General features: G+C 60.0%; 17 protein-coding genes. 7 read left to right on the forward strand and 10 right to left on the reverse strand.

Annotation, left to right across the window (positions count from 1 at the left end):
- Window positions 1–10 precede the first annotated feature (10 nt).
- From OK438_01875 to OK438_01885, 3 genes are all read right to left on the reverse strand, one after another.
- Window positions 11–382: a Rid family detoxifying hydrolase gene (locus OK438_01875; protein MDA4124190.1), complete on the reverse strand. Its 372-nt coding sequence runs from the start codon at window positions 380–382 to the stop codon at window positions 11–13.
- Between the two features lie 135 nt (window positions 383–517).
- The gene (locus OK438_01880) at window positions 518–910 is read right to left on the reverse strand and encodes a nucleoside 2-deoxyribosyltransferase (protein ID MDA4124191.1); all 393 of its coding nucleotides are present in this window, start codon (window positions 908–910) and stop codon (window positions 518–520) included.
- Between the two features lie 382 nt (window positions 911–1,292).
- Window positions 1,293–1,775 carry an adenosine-specific kinase gene (locus OK438_01885; protein MDA4124192.1) on the reverse strand — a complete coding sequence of 161 codons (483 nt, stop codon included), beginning with the start codon at window positions 1,773–1,775 and terminating at the stop codon, window positions 1,293–1,295.
- Window positions 1,776–1,917: 142 nt separating this feature from the next.
- On the opposite strand from OK438_01885, the gene OK438_01890 reads away from it, so the two are divergent.
- The gene (locus tag OK438_01890) at window positions 1,918–2,208 is read left to right on the forward strand and encodes a hypothetical protein (GenBank protein MDA4124193.1); all 291 of its coding nucleotides are present in this window, start codon (window positions 1,918–1,920) and stop codon (window positions 2,206–2,208) included.
- Between the two features lie 500 nt (window positions 2,209–2,708).
- Here OK438_01890 and OK438_01895 read toward each other — a convergent pair whose 3' ends face one another.
- The gene (locus tag OK438_01895) at window positions 2,709–4,178 is read right to left on the reverse strand and encodes a DUF87 domain-containing protein (protein MDA4124194.1); all 1,470 of its coding nucleotides are present in this window, start codon (window positions 4,176–4,178) and stop codon (window positions 2,709–2,711) included.
- 7 nt (window positions 4,179–4,185) lie between these two features.
- A complete protein-coding gene (locus OK438_01900) occupies window positions 4,186–5,181 on the reverse strand; it encodes a hypothetical protein (protein MDA4124195.1) in 996 nt (331 codons plus the stop codon).
- An 83-nt stretch (window positions 5,182–5,264) separates the two neighbouring features.
- Here OK438_01900 and OK438_01905 point away from each other — a divergent pair, with 83 nt between their 5' ends.
- Window positions 5,265–5,714, forward strand: a complete 450-nt coding sequence (locus OK438_01905; GenBank protein MDA4124196.1) for a hypothetical protein — start codon at window positions 5,265–5,267, stop codon at window positions 5,712–5,714.
- A gap of 38 nt (window positions 5,715–5,752) precedes the next feature.
- Here the strand turns inward: OK438_01905 and OK438_01910 are convergent, their stop codons facing one another.
- Together OK438_01910 and OK438_01915 are read right to left on the reverse strand one after the other, a co-directional pair.
- Window positions 5,753–6,262, reverse strand: coding sequence for a hypothetical protein (locus OK438_01910; GenBank protein ID MDA4124197.1), 510 nt, complete (start codon window positions 6,260–6,262; stop codon window positions 5,753–5,755).
- Between the two features lie 45 nt (window positions 6,263–6,307).
- The gene (locus OK438_01915) at window positions 6,308–6,817 is read right to left on the reverse strand and encodes a hypothetical protein (GenBank protein ID MDA4124198.1); all 510 of its coding nucleotides are present in this window, start codon (window positions 6,815–6,817) and stop codon (window positions 6,308–6,310) included.
- Window positions 6,818–6,996: 179 nt separating this feature from the next.
- Here OK438_01915 and glnA point away from each other — a divergent pair, with 179 nt between their 5' ends.
- The 3 genes from glnA to OK438_01930 all read left to right on the forward strand — a co-directional run bounded on the left by glnA (window position 6,997) and on the right by OK438_01930 (window position 9,868).
- Window positions 6,997–8,457, forward strand: coding sequence for a type I glutamate--ammonia ligase (gene glnA, locus OK438_01920; protein MDA4124199.1), 1,461 nt, complete (start codon window positions 6,997–6,999; stop codon window positions 8,455–8,457).
- A 110-nt stretch (window positions 8,458–8,567) separates the two neighbouring features.
- On the forward strand, window positions 8,568–9,401 hold the full coding sequence (locus OK438_01925) for a hypothetical protein (GenBank protein ID MDA4124200.1): 834 nt from the start codon (window positions 8,568–8,570) through the stop codon (window positions 9,399–9,401).
- Window positions 9,402–9,574: 173 nt separating this feature from the next.
- A complete protein-coding gene (locus tag OK438_01930) occupies window positions 9,575–9,868 on the forward strand; it encodes a TRAM domain-containing protein (protein MDA4124201.1) in 294 nt (97 codons plus the stop codon).
- Between the two features lie 187 nt (window positions 9,869–10,055).
- Here OK438_01930 and OK438_01935 read toward each other — a convergent pair whose 3' ends face one another.
- Window positions 10,056–10,748, reverse strand: coding sequence for a hypothetical protein (locus tag OK438_01935; protein MDA4124202.1), 693 nt, complete (start codon window positions 10,746–10,748; stop codon window positions 10,056–10,058).
- A 339-nt stretch (window positions 10,749–11,087) separates the two neighbouring features.
- On the opposite strand from OK438_01935, the gene OK438_01940 reads away from it, so the two are divergent.
- Window positions 11,088–12,263: a hypothetical protein gene (locus tag OK438_01940; protein ID MDA4124203.1), complete on the forward strand. Its 1,176-nt coding sequence runs from the start codon at window positions 11,088–11,090 to the stop codon at window positions 12,261–12,263.
- Between the two features lie 10 nt (window positions 12,264–12,273).
- Here the strand turns inward: OK438_01940 and gatE are convergent, their stop codons facing one another.
- Window positions 12,274–14,196: a Glu-tRNA(Gln) amidotransferase subunit GatE gene (gene gatE, locus OK438_01945; GenBank protein MDA4124204.1), complete on the reverse strand. Its 1,923-nt coding sequence runs from the start codon at window positions 14,194–14,196 to the stop codon at window positions 12,274–12,276.
- The gene (gene gatD / locus OK438_01950) at window positions 14,193–15,527 is read right to left on the reverse strand and encodes a Glu-tRNA(Gln) amidotransferase subunit GatD (GenBank protein ID MDA4124205.1); all 1,335 of its coding nucleotides are present in this window, start codon (window positions 15,525–15,527) and stop codon (window positions 14,193–14,195) included. The genes gatE and gatD overlap by 4 nt, the downstream gene beginning before the upstream one ends.
- 91 nt (window positions 15,528–15,618) lie before the next feature.
- On the opposite strand from gatD, the gene OK438_01955 reads away from it, so the two are divergent.
- A partial coding sequence (locus tag OK438_01955) for an ATP-binding cassette domain-containing protein (GenBank protein ID MDA4124206.1) occupies window positions 15,619–15,876 on the forward strand: 258 nt, incomplete at its 3' end.

The following is a 15,876-nucleotide window of genomic DNA, read 5'->3' on the forward strand; positions in this document are numbered from 1 at the left end:
ACCAGAAGTCCTAGCGCACCGCGATGGCGTCGATTTCGACTCTGGCGCCCCTGGGGAGCGCCGCCGCCTGGACAGTGGTCCGCGCGGGGTAGGGAGGGGAGAAGTGCTTGGCGTACTCCTCGTTCATCTGCGCGTACTCCGACATGTCTGCAACAAAGACCGAAGTCTTCACGACGTCCTTGATTGTCAGCCCTGCTGCCATCAGCACTTCGTCGATGTTCTGAAGCGCACGCCTTGTCTGGGCGGCGATCCCAACTTCGAGCAGTCCGGTCGAAGGGTTGGTGCCAATCTGACCTGCGCAGTAGACGGAGCCCGCGTCGACAGCCTGGGAATAGGGGCCGACTGGAGCGGGGGCCCGCTGTGATCGTACCTCTTTCTTCATGACATGGCGGCTTGCCTGTGAGTCGGTTAAATCGATTGTGGGCGGGAAGACTGGACTCGCCCTTTGAGCCTTCACGCACTCCCCCCCAATCAACCAAGGACGGGACGAATCTGGAAGATTGAGGAAGCTCCCTGCCTAGCGCAGGACGCGGACCAGCCTGTCGTATAGGTCCTCGTCGGAAGTGTACTCGACGGTCTCCTTGCGGTCCATGTGCTCGAGCATCCTCGAGGTGACGGCACCTCTCCTCGCAACTAGGATAATGCGCTTTCTTGCCTTGTAGGCAGCCATGATCTCCATGCCCACGCCTATGCTCGGTTCGGTCACGTCTGCCACGATGGCGTCGCTGGTCTCGGCCCCCTCCCTGTCTCTGTGGAAAACGTTGAGTACGGCAGGATTGGGCTTTTCCAGGGCCCCGAGGACCCAAGGAGAACTCACTTCATGGCCGGAATCCACAATCGCCTTGGCCATCAGCTGGGCACGGCCGAGTGCCCGGTTTGCTATCATGGGCACCGACAGGTAGACCTTCAATCGACATACTGGGGAAGAAACAGGTTTTACGCCTTGCTAGGAAGGACGGCTTTGAGCGAGGGGCCACGCATCTTGTGGTGGTCGCACTTCTGGGGACTGTGAGCATAGCAATAGGTCGCACCGCAGACATGGCAGGCGTAGTAGAACCCCACACCGAGGCTTCTGCCACATAGACCACAGGACGGCGTCGGTTTCTGGGCCTGGCTTGTGTACACTCGCGCACTCACCAGACCTTTGAGGTGAGCTCAGGGTAATAAACGAATCCACAATAAATCCATTGAACAGACGGAGAGGTATGTGAAAATGATATTCACTTCTCACCCTCGGCAGGGTGAAAGCAAGGAATCTCCAGTCCGGAGGTGGCCTCCTCCGGCAATGGATCCTATCGCTTGTACCCTATCTTTCGCAGGAGGGCATGCCTTTCCCGCCTGTCGGTCTTCGATTCGTGCCCCCTGGGTGCAACCCCGTCGACCACTCCCAGGACTCCCCTCCCCTGCCTGGTTTCGGCGACCAGTACCGTGACTGCGTTGGAGGTAGCGCAGTAGACCCCAACCACCTCGTCCACGGCCTTGACCCTGTTGAGGACGTTGATAGGGAACGCACCGTTGAGGACGATGGCGAAGGAATGGCCCGCGCCGATCTTGAGCGCCCATTCTCTGGCCAGCCTGATCGACCTACCGTCAGACCCGTCGGACCTGACCAGGGCCTTGCCTGAGGCCTCGCAGAAGGCGACCCCGAACTTGATGCCCGGCATGGAGGTTGCAAGCGCCTCGTACAGGTCTTCTACGGTCTTGATGAAGTGGGCCTGTCCGAGTATCAGCTGAAATCCTTCCGGCACCTCCAGTATCACCTCGAAGGTCTTCACGGCACAGTCTGAAGCGGCTGCCGTCAAATCCTTTTGCCCTCAAGGGGCCTCCGTTGGCCACATCTTCACCCCGAAAGCGCGAAAACGGAGGAATAGGAGGGACGAGACGGTTAAATCAGTAATGGGCGCAAAAAGGTTGGACATGGTTGGGAATCAGAAACTGTTGGCTATTGCGGTCGTCGTAATCGCCCTCTTGTTGTTCTTCCTCGCACCAGCCATGACCTACACTGGAGATGCCTCTTCCCTCAGAGAAGCAAGTCCAATCATGGTTCTGAGTGGCACGACTTTCACGGCCCAAGTTTCACTCTCCTATGCCTTGTTCGGATGCCGGGAAGTCTACAATCCAACAGTCCACACCATCTCCTATTCGGGTTTCACTCCCGTATACCAGACTTACCAACTATACGGGGGCGGCGCTTGGGAATGTAAGTGAATCTGACAAATACGCGTTTACGCAGACAGTCGACTTGGCGCGTTGCCCGACTTTCTCCTCGCCTTCAGAACCTCCTTAGCAACGTCTGACGCAGACATCAATCCGAGTTTCTTGTCTACGTTTGTCCTATGCCTTCGCAGGTATGGACTTGTTGGGCAACCGCCGACTGGCGGGACCCCTCTGAGAACCCGTTTGACAACGCCAATTCTTGGCATGGTTGAGAATCTCACGTTTTGATAATTGAGTCTTCTCTGGTCGGAGGCGAGGCCCCTCACTCCTCACGGTCGGGGCTTTCACATAGCCAATTCAAAGCATAGGGGGAAGAGGGCGAGAATTAACAGGCGATTAAGAACAAGAGAGGGGGCGGTGGACGCTGTGAAGAAGGCTAAGAAGGGTCGGGGGGCCCTATCATCCAAACAACTGCGGGAGCGTGACCATCAGGGCCGGCTCATTCCTCGTCGCCATGCCAGTTGCCTAGGGACTCAGGTCAGGGCGGTCCGTTAGGCAGTCTGGCTGAACGCGTTCAGCTCGACGGTTTCCTCGAAAAACCGGCGGGTTGTCCCGCTCGCTGGCGAATCGAACGGGTCGATGCTCACCACTATGGGAAGGTTCCTCACTGCGTAGCCCAGAAGGAGGCACATCCTAGGCGGCAGTGTCCTCACGATGGCCCTGACCGTGTCCGCGTCCACCATGGAGGCCTGGGACACGAGGTTGAGGTCCGAGTCGTTGCTGAAGTTGTAGAGGAATATGTTGTCCACCTGTCTGTATATCTTCTGGTCTATGGCGTCGGGTTGGTTGGTCACGAAGACTGTGAAGACCCCGAAGTGCCGCATCCTCGTTATCAGGTCTTCCCAGTAGGTCTCGCGGAGGTAGAGATGGGCTTCTTCGGCGAAGAGGAAGATTGGAGGTATTCTCCTTCTCTCGAGCAACTCCACAAGCTTCGAGAGCATGAGCTCAACCACCATCCTGCGGTTCAGGGGCGAGACGCCGCTCAGAGTCACCACCAGCGACCCCCCACCTCGGTTGGGCGTGAAGAACTCCTGGAGGTCGAACTGCTGCTGGGGGGAGTCGGTGAAGAGGCCGCACGAGGCGATGGTGTGATACCTCGCGAAGAGGGCGTCCCGCACGAACTCGTTGCACCGCCACTGGTGGATGGCTGCCTCCAGGGAGGCGAGTGTCAGTTCGCCGCGTTCTTCTAGCTGCTCCCAGATCTTCACGAACTCTCTGAGCGATGTGCCCGGCATGTCGAGGGAATGGGAAAGGAGGTTGGTGATGGAGCGGAGGCCTATGGTAGCCAGAGAGAACTTCAGGTCGCGCCCAGGCCTCATCACCTTCACCTTCCCTGCGATCGGGATCTTGCTCCCGTCCTCGCGATGGCCGATGGTCCCGTACTCGTCGTTGAGGTCGAAAACCACCGAGTAGGCGCCGTGCTCCAGGAGCCCCCTCAGAAGCATCTTCGCGAGATGGGACTTCCCAGACTCCTTTCGGCCCGTTATCACCGTAATCCTCCCGTCGAGGGACTCGGCTGATATGGAGAAACCCGAGTCTGAGTCGACGCTTCCGATCTTGATCCTCCTCTGTCCAAGGGGGGTCAGGGCCTCCGAGAGCTCGTCGACCATCAGCCTTGCGACCTTGGAGCTGGTCCGGGAGGGCATCCAGTCTATGCGGGGGGTCAGCTTGCCGTTCGAAATCGTGCCCCGGGCCTTGCAGAGCAGGATGCGCATGTCCCTGATGAGGGTCGATATTGTGGTCAGGTCGGTCGGGTCCGAGGTGGTACCGGGGGCGGAGGCAGATAGGATCTCCTCCCTGGCGATCTCCTCTTCGATCCCCTCGACATCCAGGTACCTTTCATCGTAGACCTGCAACACCAGGCTCTTGTGCTCCTCCGCGGCGACAAGGTAGTCACCCACGCGGACGTGCTCCCTGGGGGATGCGATGACGAGGATGTCGTTCGACTCCTTCCGGAGCACCTTCAGCCTAGCCGCCCCCCTTGAAGCTCCCGAGAGCTATGGTTCGAAGGGAGAAGGTCGGCAGCTGGCGCAGCCTGAAGCGCTTCGTGACGTAGGCCTTCAATGCCTGGTCCTCTGCGTGAGAGAAGATGGAAAGGTGGTGCGCGACCTTGAGGGAATCTGGGTAGCCGGAAGCGAACGCGTCGTTCCAAAGGATCCTTCCAAGTGTGGTCTCGACCGGGTCGACTCCTTCTGCCACGTCCAGCCGAAAGACGAGGCCATCCTGGGTGAACTTGGCGAGCACAGTCTTCACAGGCCCGTCGTCGAGTTTGTAGTAGGCGGCGCTCTTCGACCGGGAAAGGGAGCTCACGGCGCCCTCGGAGAAGATCAAGTTGCTGGACTTCGAGAAGCCCACGAGGCAGCTGGCCTCGTTGGCGGGCTTCGGGATGGAGGATGTGAACTGCCCCAGGGGGTGCTTCAGAGAGCCGTCGGCCATCACGATGGCCTCCTCGTCGCTGGCCATGAGCGAGTCCAGGACCCGCCTCTCGACTGTGTTGCGGATTATCCGCTCGGCGACCGAGTGGTCTGAAAGCAGCATCGCGAATTCAGGGGCAGAGAGATGCGATTTCAGTCCCGCGAGGCCCGACTCGGAAGCGTAGACCAGGATGGGGCCGAGCCTGAAGAACCGCCTGAGGGAGCCCTCGAACGAGATCCCGATGGCCGTCCGGGCTGCGTAGAGGGCCCCTTCCTGCGTTTCTCCCAACAGTACGCACGTGGAATCGACGGACGCCACCGGTCGCCCTTCTTTGATGGGAATTATGCACCCAGGGACCAGGGTAGCGTCTGTCTCTTCGAAGTACGGATACAGTTCCCTCCCGTATCTGCTGAATACGAAGTGTTTGCCTGTGAGCTCCCGTTCGGCGTTCCCCGCAAGCTCTTCAAAGCCCTGCTTGAACTCCTGCGCGAGGGAGTCCAGTGGGTCTGGTTGGTCACTGTCGGGAAGGCTTAATATACTGTTGGGCATGTTGGCCACCAATGCCATGGCACGGTAGGTTAATAAGACTTGCGCATCTTGGCCAACAACAATAGACGGCGAGGCGCCTCCCGGTGAGCGAGCATCAGGGTCAACCCAGCGTGACCGTCAGGCTGAAGCGGGGAGCCTGGGAGATTGAGATTACTTCCCCAGAGGACAGGGTCCAGCAGGCGGTCGAGAGCGTGCTTGCAGGGATGGCATCCAAGGAGCCAGCGCTCGTGGATTCTCAGGAGGCGGAGCCTGACAAGAGGAGGTTCGAGACCTGCCGGGGGCTGCTGGTCACTATGTGGAGGGAGGGCTGGTTTGAGTCCCCCAAGGCCCTCTCCGAGGTCCACGACGAGATGAGCAGGCGGGGCTACCACTACGACAGGACTGCGGTGGCCCACACGCTGGTGGACCTCGTAAGGGAAGCGACACTCTTCAGAGACGGCAGCATGAGGAACTACAGGTACATACAGAAGTATCCGTTCGGAAAGCAGACCAAATCGAGCGAAGGGAGCCGTGGAAACTCCGGCCCAGAGTAGTAGCCCAGTCCATCGTACCGGAATCCTGAGAGGCCGTTCTAGGATGATTTGAATTTCTTCGACAGCTGCTGCGCCAGCCGATTCACCCCGACCGTCGCGATTCTGTACTTCCCACCCGAATCCGAATCCACCCTCTCGACCAGCGCCGACTTCGTGAGTTCGCTGAGCCTGGAGCTGATGGTCTTTGGGTAGAGGCCCGTCGCCGTCTCGATCTCGGCAACCCCCATCGCGTCGGAGGAGGCCTTGCCGCTAAGGCTCGCGATCCTGGCCGCGACAAGCTGTAGCTGTATTACGTCTCTGTCGCTTAGTTTCTTGTCCTGGGTCCAGACCCTCGGACCTTCGGGCGTCACCCTTACGTAGTCCTTGAACATCTGGATGAGGTCGTTCAGCGAGTAGTTGACGCTGATGGTGCGCGCCAGGTCCATGTTGGGGATCACCTTCGAAACGAATTCGTGGAGAGATCTCATCACGACCTCGGGGGAACCCGCGAACTCGACCTTAGAATCGCCGTAGCTGACGATGATGGACAGCTCTCTATCTGAGGACAAGTTGCAGAATCACTCCGCCGCGCACAGGGTCTGGGACTCGTTAATTTAGTTTGGCTGCGGAGACGCAAGGTCGCCGAGCGTCTCCTCCTGCCTGGCTTGGGAGACGGGCGCCATCAGCATAGCAGAGGAGGTGTAGACGAACTCGCCGTCTTCCGCCTTGAACCGCCTGATGCGGGTGGTCTTGGCAAGCCTCAGGAGCGCGACGGCGACTGATTGCTTTGGGTAGTTCAGCCCGTACCCTCGGAGAGCCTCCCTTACGTCGGAGAGCTTCCTCCTTTCCCTCCCCCAGGGGTCCGCGAAGAACTTCCCTATGACGTCGGCCAGCGAATCGCCCTTTTCGAGCGCCACGACGGGCATCTCAGCGGGGGTGCTGACATCCCGAACTGCAGTCGTCTGGTCCACCAGCCGCGCCCTGAGGCCCTCGGATTCATGACTAGCGGCCACTGGGAGCTTGGCGGCGAGCTCTGGGACGAGGTCAATTGCCTCTCGCAGGTGTTCCTGGTCAGCTTCGACTTCGGCCTCTGCTTGGCCAAGCTTGACTCTGATCTTTGTCAACTGGGGTTTCGGCCGTCGAGAGGGCGCCGCGCATTTAAACGTGAAGAGGCAGCTGGAAGCCTTCCTTCGTGGTGGTCAGACCTGCGTGGGTGGTCGCGATTTCGACCAGGGCATCGGCGTTCATACGTCCAGCCAAGGCCTCATGACTCTTATATCCGCTATTAACAATCCCACTGCGCTTGACGTTCAAGATAACCGAAGATGGGAAGTTCGTTAAGAGGACTTTCCGTGCGGGCGAGGTCCTCGACCAGGTCCAGGGCCAGTCAGTGAAGTTCGTAGACCTTCAGTTCACCGACGTCCCCGGCCGTCTGAGACACGTGACCCTCCCATCCGAGATGATGAGTGAACAGATGTTCTCAGATGGCGTGGCGAAGCTGGACGGATCTTCAGTACGGGGATTCGTCGACATCCATGAGTCTGACATGCTCCTAGTCCCCGACCCTTCCACATTCGGGGTGGTCCCGTGGATAGAGGACAGCGTGAAAACCGCACGGTTGATCTGCGATGTGCGTTCGGGCTACGGGGCCGGCAGATTCAGCAGAGACCCAAGACACGTGGCTCAGAATGCCGAGGCCAAGATCAGGGAGGCAGGCTTCACCGATTCGCTCTGGGGCCCGGAAGTGGAGTTCTTCGTCTTCGACAGCGCGACCTGGGAAGCGAACAACCCGTTCGCGTCTGGATTCAAGATTACTTCGCGGGAGTCCGCCAACGAGGCAAGGGGGACTAACTTCCCCATCAGGTTCAAGGACGGGTACTACCCGGCGCAGCCAGTCGACACGCTGAGCGACTATAGGAGCGTCTGCGTCAACTACATGAGGGACGGTTTCGGGATCCTAAGCAACGCTCACCACCACGAGGTGGCGACGGCGGGACAGTGCGAGATAGACGTCTACCGGGACGAGCTCGTGACCATGGCGGACAGCGCCATGACCTACAAGTTCGTCACCAAGAACGTTGCGTCCAAGATGGGACTTATCGCCACGACCATGCCCAAGCCCATCTTCGGGGACAACGCGGTAGGGATGCACATCCACTCGAGCCTATGGAGAAGCGGTAAGAACGCGTTCTTCGACCCAGACGAAGCCTACGCCGAGCTCAGCCAGGCTGCACGCTACTACATCGGCGGGATAATGGAGCACAGCAGGGCGCTCTGCGCCATCGTGGACCCTACCACCAACTCCTACCACAGGCTGGTCCCCGGGTACGAGGCCCCGGTGTACATCGCATGGAGCAAGATGAACAGGTCGGCGAACGTTAGGATTCCGGCCTATGAGAAGGGCTCAGAGGGGGCGAAGAGGGTGGAGTTCCGGACCCCCGACCCGTCCTGCAACCCGTACCTGGCCTTCGCTGCCATAACTGCGGCGGGCCTCGACGGGATGAGGAGGAAGACTGAGCCAGGTGACCCGGTGGACGAGGACATCTACAAACTCTCCCCTGAAAAGAGGAGAGAGATGAACGTGGGGGAGCTGCCGGGGAGTTTGAAGGAGGCCGTGGAGAGCCTCAAGAGCGACTCGGCGTTCCTGGAGGGCATATTCCCGAAGGACCTGGTCGAAGTGATGATGGAACTGGAGATGGAGGCCTACAGTGCGGTATCGGCTCGTCCCCATCCCTACGAGTTCTATCTGTATTTCGATTTGTAGCTCCGAAGGGACCACGGTTCTTCAACGCACCCTGCCTGTTGTAAGACGACCTGGCTCTGACTCCCGTGAGAGATAGGATAGCTCATTACGTGTAGAGGGTCACTGTCAGTGTGGCTCCTCGCACGGAAACAGAGATCGCGCCCGTCGACGCCCTTCCGCCAAAAGTGATCATGGTGTATCATCTCTCCCCGCGTCGGAAGGTCCTACAGGGTAGCTTCTGGCTGAGGGACGTCCCCGGTACTCTGGCTGCGGCAGCGGGTCAGCTGACGCGTAGTGGTGAGAATCTTGTCGCGACATCTTCCACGAGCCTTCCGGGCACCGACCTCGCTGAGTGGTCCTTCTTCGCTGAAGAAGGAGACGATTGGCGGGGATTGAAGAAGATGCAGGAGTCCCTCGAAGAGTCCCCCGGTGTCGTGAAGACCGCCATCAGGGAGGGAAGGGAAGGGATGGTTGTGGGCACCCTCCATTATCCTCTCCGTTTGAGCACGGGCGAACAGGCCATGGTCTTGGGCAGAAAAGACCTCAGGGGAATGTTCGACTACATGTTGTCCGTCTTCGGCTCAGGAGGGAGAGTCATGGTCTACGAACAGGGCGTCGCCAGTGGAATCGAGGCAGGGAAACACTTCTGGGGAGTAATCGGAAGGGAGAACTTCGGACGAAGATTTCCAGACATGGTATCGCTCTACGGGGCCCATGGCTGGGGTCGTGTCGAACTAGTCAACTATTCGGCACAGCCGCTCCGCGTGACTGCAAGGATGTATGACTGCTTCGAATGCGTAGGCGGTACGTCGTCCGAAACACCAAAAGCCGATTTCGTCAGAGGGCACGTAGTAGGATCTCTACAGACGATGACTGGCAGGCCCATCGAGTGCGAGGAGACGAAGTGCGTCTCGATCGGCGACGCCTACTGCCAGTTTGAAATCCGTGAGAAATCACCGGGCTAGGCCTGCCGGGGGAAGAGAGCGCTATGCCCACTTTTCGTTGTGCCACTACCTCCTACACTTCGTCCCGTGAGGGCACGAACAGAGATGGACGGGATCTCAATTGCGCCCCTTTAATTACCTCGCCGCCAGCGCTTCCCTATCGGAAGAACTATCGGTAGGATGTGTGAAAGAAAATGAGTTTCGGACAACGAGGAGGGTATGGCAATCGAGGAGGTTTCGGAGGACGATCCGGTTCCTTCAACAAGCCAGTCGAGGTCGGTAAGGAGTACGATGTTACTATCTCCGACACGAGCAGGCGCGGAGAGGGCATTGCCAAGATCGACGGATTTGTGGTCTTTGTCGCTGGCACAAAGCAGGGCCAGAGCGTGAGGATAAAGGTGACGCAAGTCTCTGAGCGGTTTGCATCTGGACAGGTCGTACAGGGTTCAGGAGCGGCTGCAGCATCTACCCCTGGATCTACGGCGTAGACGGCGAACCTAGCGTTCGTAAGGTCTTCAGCCTAAACGTTGGTTGACTCGCAAGGTCAACCATTCCCTTGTATTGCAAACAACCCAGCGGCAGCCATGTTGAAGCCTGTCGGCAATCGTCTCGGAAAAGGCTCAAGCTGGAAGTTCGTTCAAACGGTGCAGGAAAAAAACAGGAGTGCGCGATTCCCTAATCCTCTGAAGTTTCTTCGGAGGCCTCGTGGGTCCCGAGGACCACTAGGTATTCGCTCGACCCTGCCTTGACGTCGAGTCTGATCGCGCCCATTGGTGCGGTTGAAGATGTGTTTCCATGTATTCCAGACAGGTGGATGGTGAACGTGACCCCGCCCGTCGCTGTCCCGGAGCCGGAGGCTGAATCGCCCCCGTCGTTGAGCGTGACGTTCCCGCCCGTCACCACGTAGGTGGTGCCGTTGATGGTGAATGTTCCCTTGGTAATTGTGAGGTTGAAGCCGTCCTCCGACGAGCTTGTCACCTTGAAGGTGAAGCTGCCGGTGGAGTTGCTTGCCCCGCTGTTGTCGTGGTCGTCGCTCTCAAGGCTCTCGTTTGTCAGGTTGTTGGAATGCCCCGTGAGGTTTGCGAAGACGAGCGTCTGTCCGACGGTGAGGTTGAACCCCCCTTCGTCGCCCCCGCCTCTTGTTTCGTTCTGCTGATGCTGAGATGAGCTCTGGTCGCCCTTGGTGTCGTTCTCATTGTGCTGAGATGAAACCTGGTCGCCGCGGGTGTCGTTGCCGTGTTGAGATCCCTGAATGCCGCTTGTCGAGCTACCCGACTGAAGGAAGCCTGGATGAGCGAATGCAATCGCCGCGACCCCCGTGAGGAGGAGCGCGACTATCGCGGACGCTGCGATGGTTGTTGTTTTCACACCTCAGCTTGGGGGAGGAGCGGATGTCAAACCGCTCTTTTGAACAGGGCAAGCTCGCTGTTCAGGACTCTTGAACAGACGGGGAGCAACGAAGAGTGCGGTATTGTCGAGGCAAAACGGGGAAGACCGAAGCCTAGCGGCAGGAACCGTGCCAACACTTCCGCGCCAAAGCGCAGAAGTCCCTAGAAGAACGAGCGGGGACGAGGGGGCAGCCACCCTCGAACGAACCCAACCTAACCCCCCGCCGTCTCGCTGACCCTTCCCACTCGTTCTGACCCCCCGAACGGCCGTTCTAGACAGTAGGTCTAACTCGGCCGCCTTCCATACCCCCGCTCAAGAATGAAAACACAAACGACGAAACTCAAGAACTTCAACGGATTCGGATCAACGGCCGCCAAAGCGACCCTCACAGCTGTCGCAGCACTCATCGCGGGAGCTGGGTTCCTCTCAGGCGTCGCCGCCGGAGCCACATTCAACAACGTCCAGATTTCAGTTTCCACCAGCGCCTCCCTTCCATACTCATACGTCTTCACAGCGTACAACCTGACCGGGGACCTCGTAGGAACTTATCAGGGGCCATACCCAGCCGCGGCATTCGAGCTTCCGACGGGCGACTACCTCTTTACCGTGAGCGCAATTCACCAGTACGGAAGCCCCTGCAACATCTGCATGCTAGGCGCAGCCAGCGGCGCCCCTTCTTCCTCGATCGCAGCGATGCCTGTCAAGTATTTCCAGCCGACGGCTGAATACGGATACGCCGTCCAGCACGTCGACTCGTCCCAGACCATCGACATCAAGACGCAGAACGTGACTCAGTATCCGACAACGCAGATAACCGTCACGGCCGTGTACCAAAACGGCACTGCGGCAGTCGGAGCCTGGATCTCCTCATCGGTCGTGGGGCAGTGGTACTACTGGTGGGGACAGGACACCAAGATCCTGATGTCGGCACAGACTGGAAGCGACGGCGTCGCCACCCTGGTCATCCCTAGCGCCCCGGCCGTAGTGACCGCATGGAGCTGGGTACCGGTCAACCTCCCGACCAACCAGACGACCGTGGTCACGAATGTCGGCGGGCAGAAAGTCAATGTGACCGTCTACTGGCAGCCGACATACGTAGGCCTCTCGGCCTCGGTCCTCCTCCTTCCGCCTTCCACCAGCGCCAAGCTGACCCTCCACTACCAGCCTCAGAACTACTGGGTGATGCCTGCGGGCGTCAAATCTGCTGGAGGCACGAGCGGCACCGGGACGACATCAAGCCAGCCTACCGGAGTCCCCGCACAGACGAGCGCAGCAGCCTCGCAGCGCGCCGGCACGAGCCAGTACTATACTCCGTCAAACATCCCCACCCTCTCAGTCCAGGCCCCAACATCCGGTGGCAGCCAGGGCACGCAATCCTACTTCGGCGTGAGCTCGACCGAACTCCTGTTGTCAGTGGCGGTCTTCGCCGCAGCTGTCGCGGGAGTCTTGGGACTCGTCTTCCTCAGAAGAACCCGAAAGTTGTCTGCCCTCTAGGGGCGGACAACTACCCCTGTTTTCCCTTCCCGGCGTTTCGCAGAGCGTGAGCTAACTTCTCCTTCACCATCCTGCTCACGAGTCCTCCGTCCGCCCTTCCGCGGACCTGAGCCATCACCCTGCCCATCAGAGGTGCGAAGGCCTCTTCCCGCTTCTCCATGACAAGGCCCCCCTCCGCACTCAAGGCTTCGTCGATGATGGAGCCTAGCTCTTCAATCCCTACCGTCCCGAGACCTAGCAGTCCTATGGCATCGGTGACATTCCTCACGCTGCCCTGTCCGACCGCCCTGAGGACGTCGGGGGCCGCCTCCTTTGCGATCCTCCCCGCGCCTATCGCCCTGAGGACATCGACGAAAAGCTCGCTTCGCAGGCTCTCCTCTGGGATTCCCTCTCTGGAAAGCCTCACCGGAAGGTCCACGAGCGTGGACGCGATCAACGACGGCTCGAGCTTGAGCTCCTTGGCTAGGCTCCCGAAGCTCCCCCAGTACTCCGAATCAAAGAGCTTCAGCGTCATGTCTCGGCTGAGCGAGTACCGGCGGCCATACTTTTCCACCAGGACCTCCCAGGGCTCTGTTGAACGGGACCCAATCTTCTTCAGCCTCCCCTCAGCGATGACGACGTCGGGGATGTCTGTCTCTGGATACATCCTCTGCGCTCCCGGCCTCGGCCTCATGTACCTCGTTTCACCCTCCTCGGTCGCTGCCCGGGTCTCGTCAGGAACACCCTCGGCGGCCTTCGCGAGCCTCGCCTGGACCTGTGGAAGCGCTCTCTCGACGATGTCCCTCGGACCTGCAAGGAGGACGAGCGCGTCGTCCCTGTCAGCCCCGCACTCCTTCCGAAGTGCCTCCTCTTCCTTTTCCGAGATGCCTTGATGGGCGAATTCGTCTGAGTGGATGACTCCTCCGAGGGAGTTGGCTCTCGCCACCTCGGCCACCTCTTTGCCCAGCCTCACCCCCGGCCACGGCTCCCAACCAATCAGCCCAGCGAGGCCCATGGCTCTGATGCAGGTCACCACCCCCGAGTCCGCAAGCTCCCTCCGAATGACCTTCGATCCACTCTCCTTGAGGGTCATGGTCACCTCGCAGGCGTCCGTGGTCACCGAAGACGCCCCTCTTTCCTTGACCTTCTTCGCGACCTCCAGGAGGGCGAGCTGTCTCTTCGTCTCGTAGGCCACGACCTTGGGGAGGAGGTTCAGCTTCTGGACCCCCTTCACCTCGACGACTTTTCCTCCATTCACCGAGACGTTGAGGTCCTGTCTTATGGTCCCGAGCCCCCTGGCGACCCTCCCCGTCGACCTGAGGGTCCTCCCAAGGTGAAGCGCAAGCTGACCCACTTCCTCCGGACTCCCGATGAAGGGCTCCAGGGCGACCTCGACGAGGGGGACTCCCAGCCTGTCCAAGGCATAGCGCCGCGACCTGCCGTCCTCGCCCATCAGCCTCGCAGCGTCCTCCTCGACAGTCAGTGATTGAACTCCGACCTTCTTGCCCCCGAACTCTAGGTAGCCGCCCAGCCCCACCACAGCCGTCCTCTGGAACCCGGTGGTGTTGGAGCCGTCTATCACGATCTTTCGCATGACATGGATCTCGTCTACTACCTTCGAATGCAGGAGGTTGGACACTTCGATGGCGATGTCCACCGCCTCCTCGCTGAGCCCGTGGGGGGGTTCCTCGTCGGCCTCGACGAGGCAGGAGGATTCAGGGTTGCACAGGTACACCGTCGGCCCCGCCCGGACGAACTCAAACACCGCGGCCGGGTCCAGCCTTCCCGTCTCGCTCTGGGCGGGCCTGAGGAGCCTTTCGAACGAGTAGGGAAACTCCTCCGATTTCACGATGGGGCACTCGCAGAAGAGCTTCCGAGAGCTCGCGAGCTGCTGGTGGATTTCGAGGCCCACCTTTACTTCGGGCTTGGGAGAGTCGCTGGCCGTGGCCGTCACCCAGGAAACCGCCGGGACGTCATCTCCCCCGCCAGGTCCTCGACCATGATCTCCTTCGCCTCCTTCGCGGTTGCAGAGTTGCCGAGAGCCCACATCGCCTTGGCAAGGGCTGTCTCCGAAAGCATGTCCTCGAGGGGGACCACCCCCGCCTTCAGGAGGTCTCTTCCCGTGTCGTAGACGTTGAGGTCCACCCTCCCCTCGATGCACTGCGAAGTGATGAACGCTAGCCCCCCCTTCCTCACGAACTCCTTCACTGCAGCCGTGTCCTCCGAGCTGACGTGTCCCAGGCCTGTGCCCTCCAGGACCAGGGCCTTCGCCCCCAGCAATTTCACCGCCCGTATCATCCTCCCGGGCATCGACGGATAGAACTTCAGCAGCGCGACCCTGCCATCGAACTTTGACCTTGGTTTGAAAGGCCCTTTGCCTCTTGGGGGCAAGCCCGGGTCCGCATCTTCGAGCCCCGACGGTCCCCACACCGCTGCTATCGGCACCCCGACGGATACGAAGGCGTCTCTCCTGCTTGTGTGATTCTTCCTTACCCTCGTCCCACGATGCAGCGCAACCCTTTCGTCGCTCTCGTCGAGGTGCATCCCTACGTAGACCCCAGAGTACGGGGACTCCGCTGCGAACGAAACCGACCCTATGAGATTGAACACAGCGTCCGAGGAAGGCCTATCCGAAGACCGCTGGGCCCCAACCAGGACGACGGGACAGGGGACTCTGACTAGGGCGAAGGAAAGCGCGGCCGCCGTATACCCCATGGTGTCCGTCCCGTGCATTATCACGATGCCGTCGAACCCCTGCTTGACCGCCCTCCCGACTCGGACTGCGAGCTTCGACCAGTGGGAAGGAGCTATGTTCTCGGAGAGGACGTTGAACATGATCTCCGTTTCCACGTCCGCGACCGCCGAAAGCTCAGGGATGAGTGAGTGGAGTTCGCCGGCCGAGATGGCTGGACGTACGGCCCCTGTGCGGTAGTCCACCCTGCTCGCGATTGTGCCGCCTGTCCCCAAAATGAGAACCCTGGGGAGCCCAGGCTTCTTCTTCGGCCTCTGCGGCACGTTGAACGCGGGCTTCTCTCCCCTCGCCTTTACTGAAGCGCTCACAAGCTTGCCTACGGCCAGGCCGACGTTGTAACCGGTCTTCAGCTTGAGCACGATGTGCTCGTCGTCCCCATAGGAGTATCTCGGGACGAGGGTGCCTGACACGGGGCCCCAGCTGGTCTCGACCTGCAAAACATCCCCGATCCCGGCCTTCGCCTCCTCAAGAAATCGCAGGGCCCTGCCGCTGTAGCCGGCCAGCTCGCGCATGTGGTGGGCGGTGAGGTCCAACGGTCTTAAAGGATTGCCCGCCTCCGTCGGGAAAAAGATTAATCCGCGGTTCAGGGGCGCAGAGGGCGAGTCAACCCAGCGTGAACCTTAGATGAAATCAGACCGCATGAGCACAGTGGAGGTCTACAATCTACGACGCGAGTTCAAGACGAAGTCTGCGCCCGTAGTGGCCCTCGACGGCGTAAGCCTGCAGGTGAACCAGGGGGAGATCTTCGGGGTTCTCGGGCCCAACGGCGCGGGGAAGACGACCATGATCAGGATCCTCTCGACCCTCCTCCTTCCCAGCGGGGGTTCGGCGAAGGTCATGGGTTTCGACGTGGAGCACGAGCCCGAAAAGGTCAGGCATGTG

The sequence above is a fragment of the Nitrososphaerota archaeon genome, assembly GCA_027887005.1.
GTDB lineage: Archaea > Thermoproteota > Nitrososphaeria > Nitrososphaerales > Gagatemarchaeaceae > UBA183.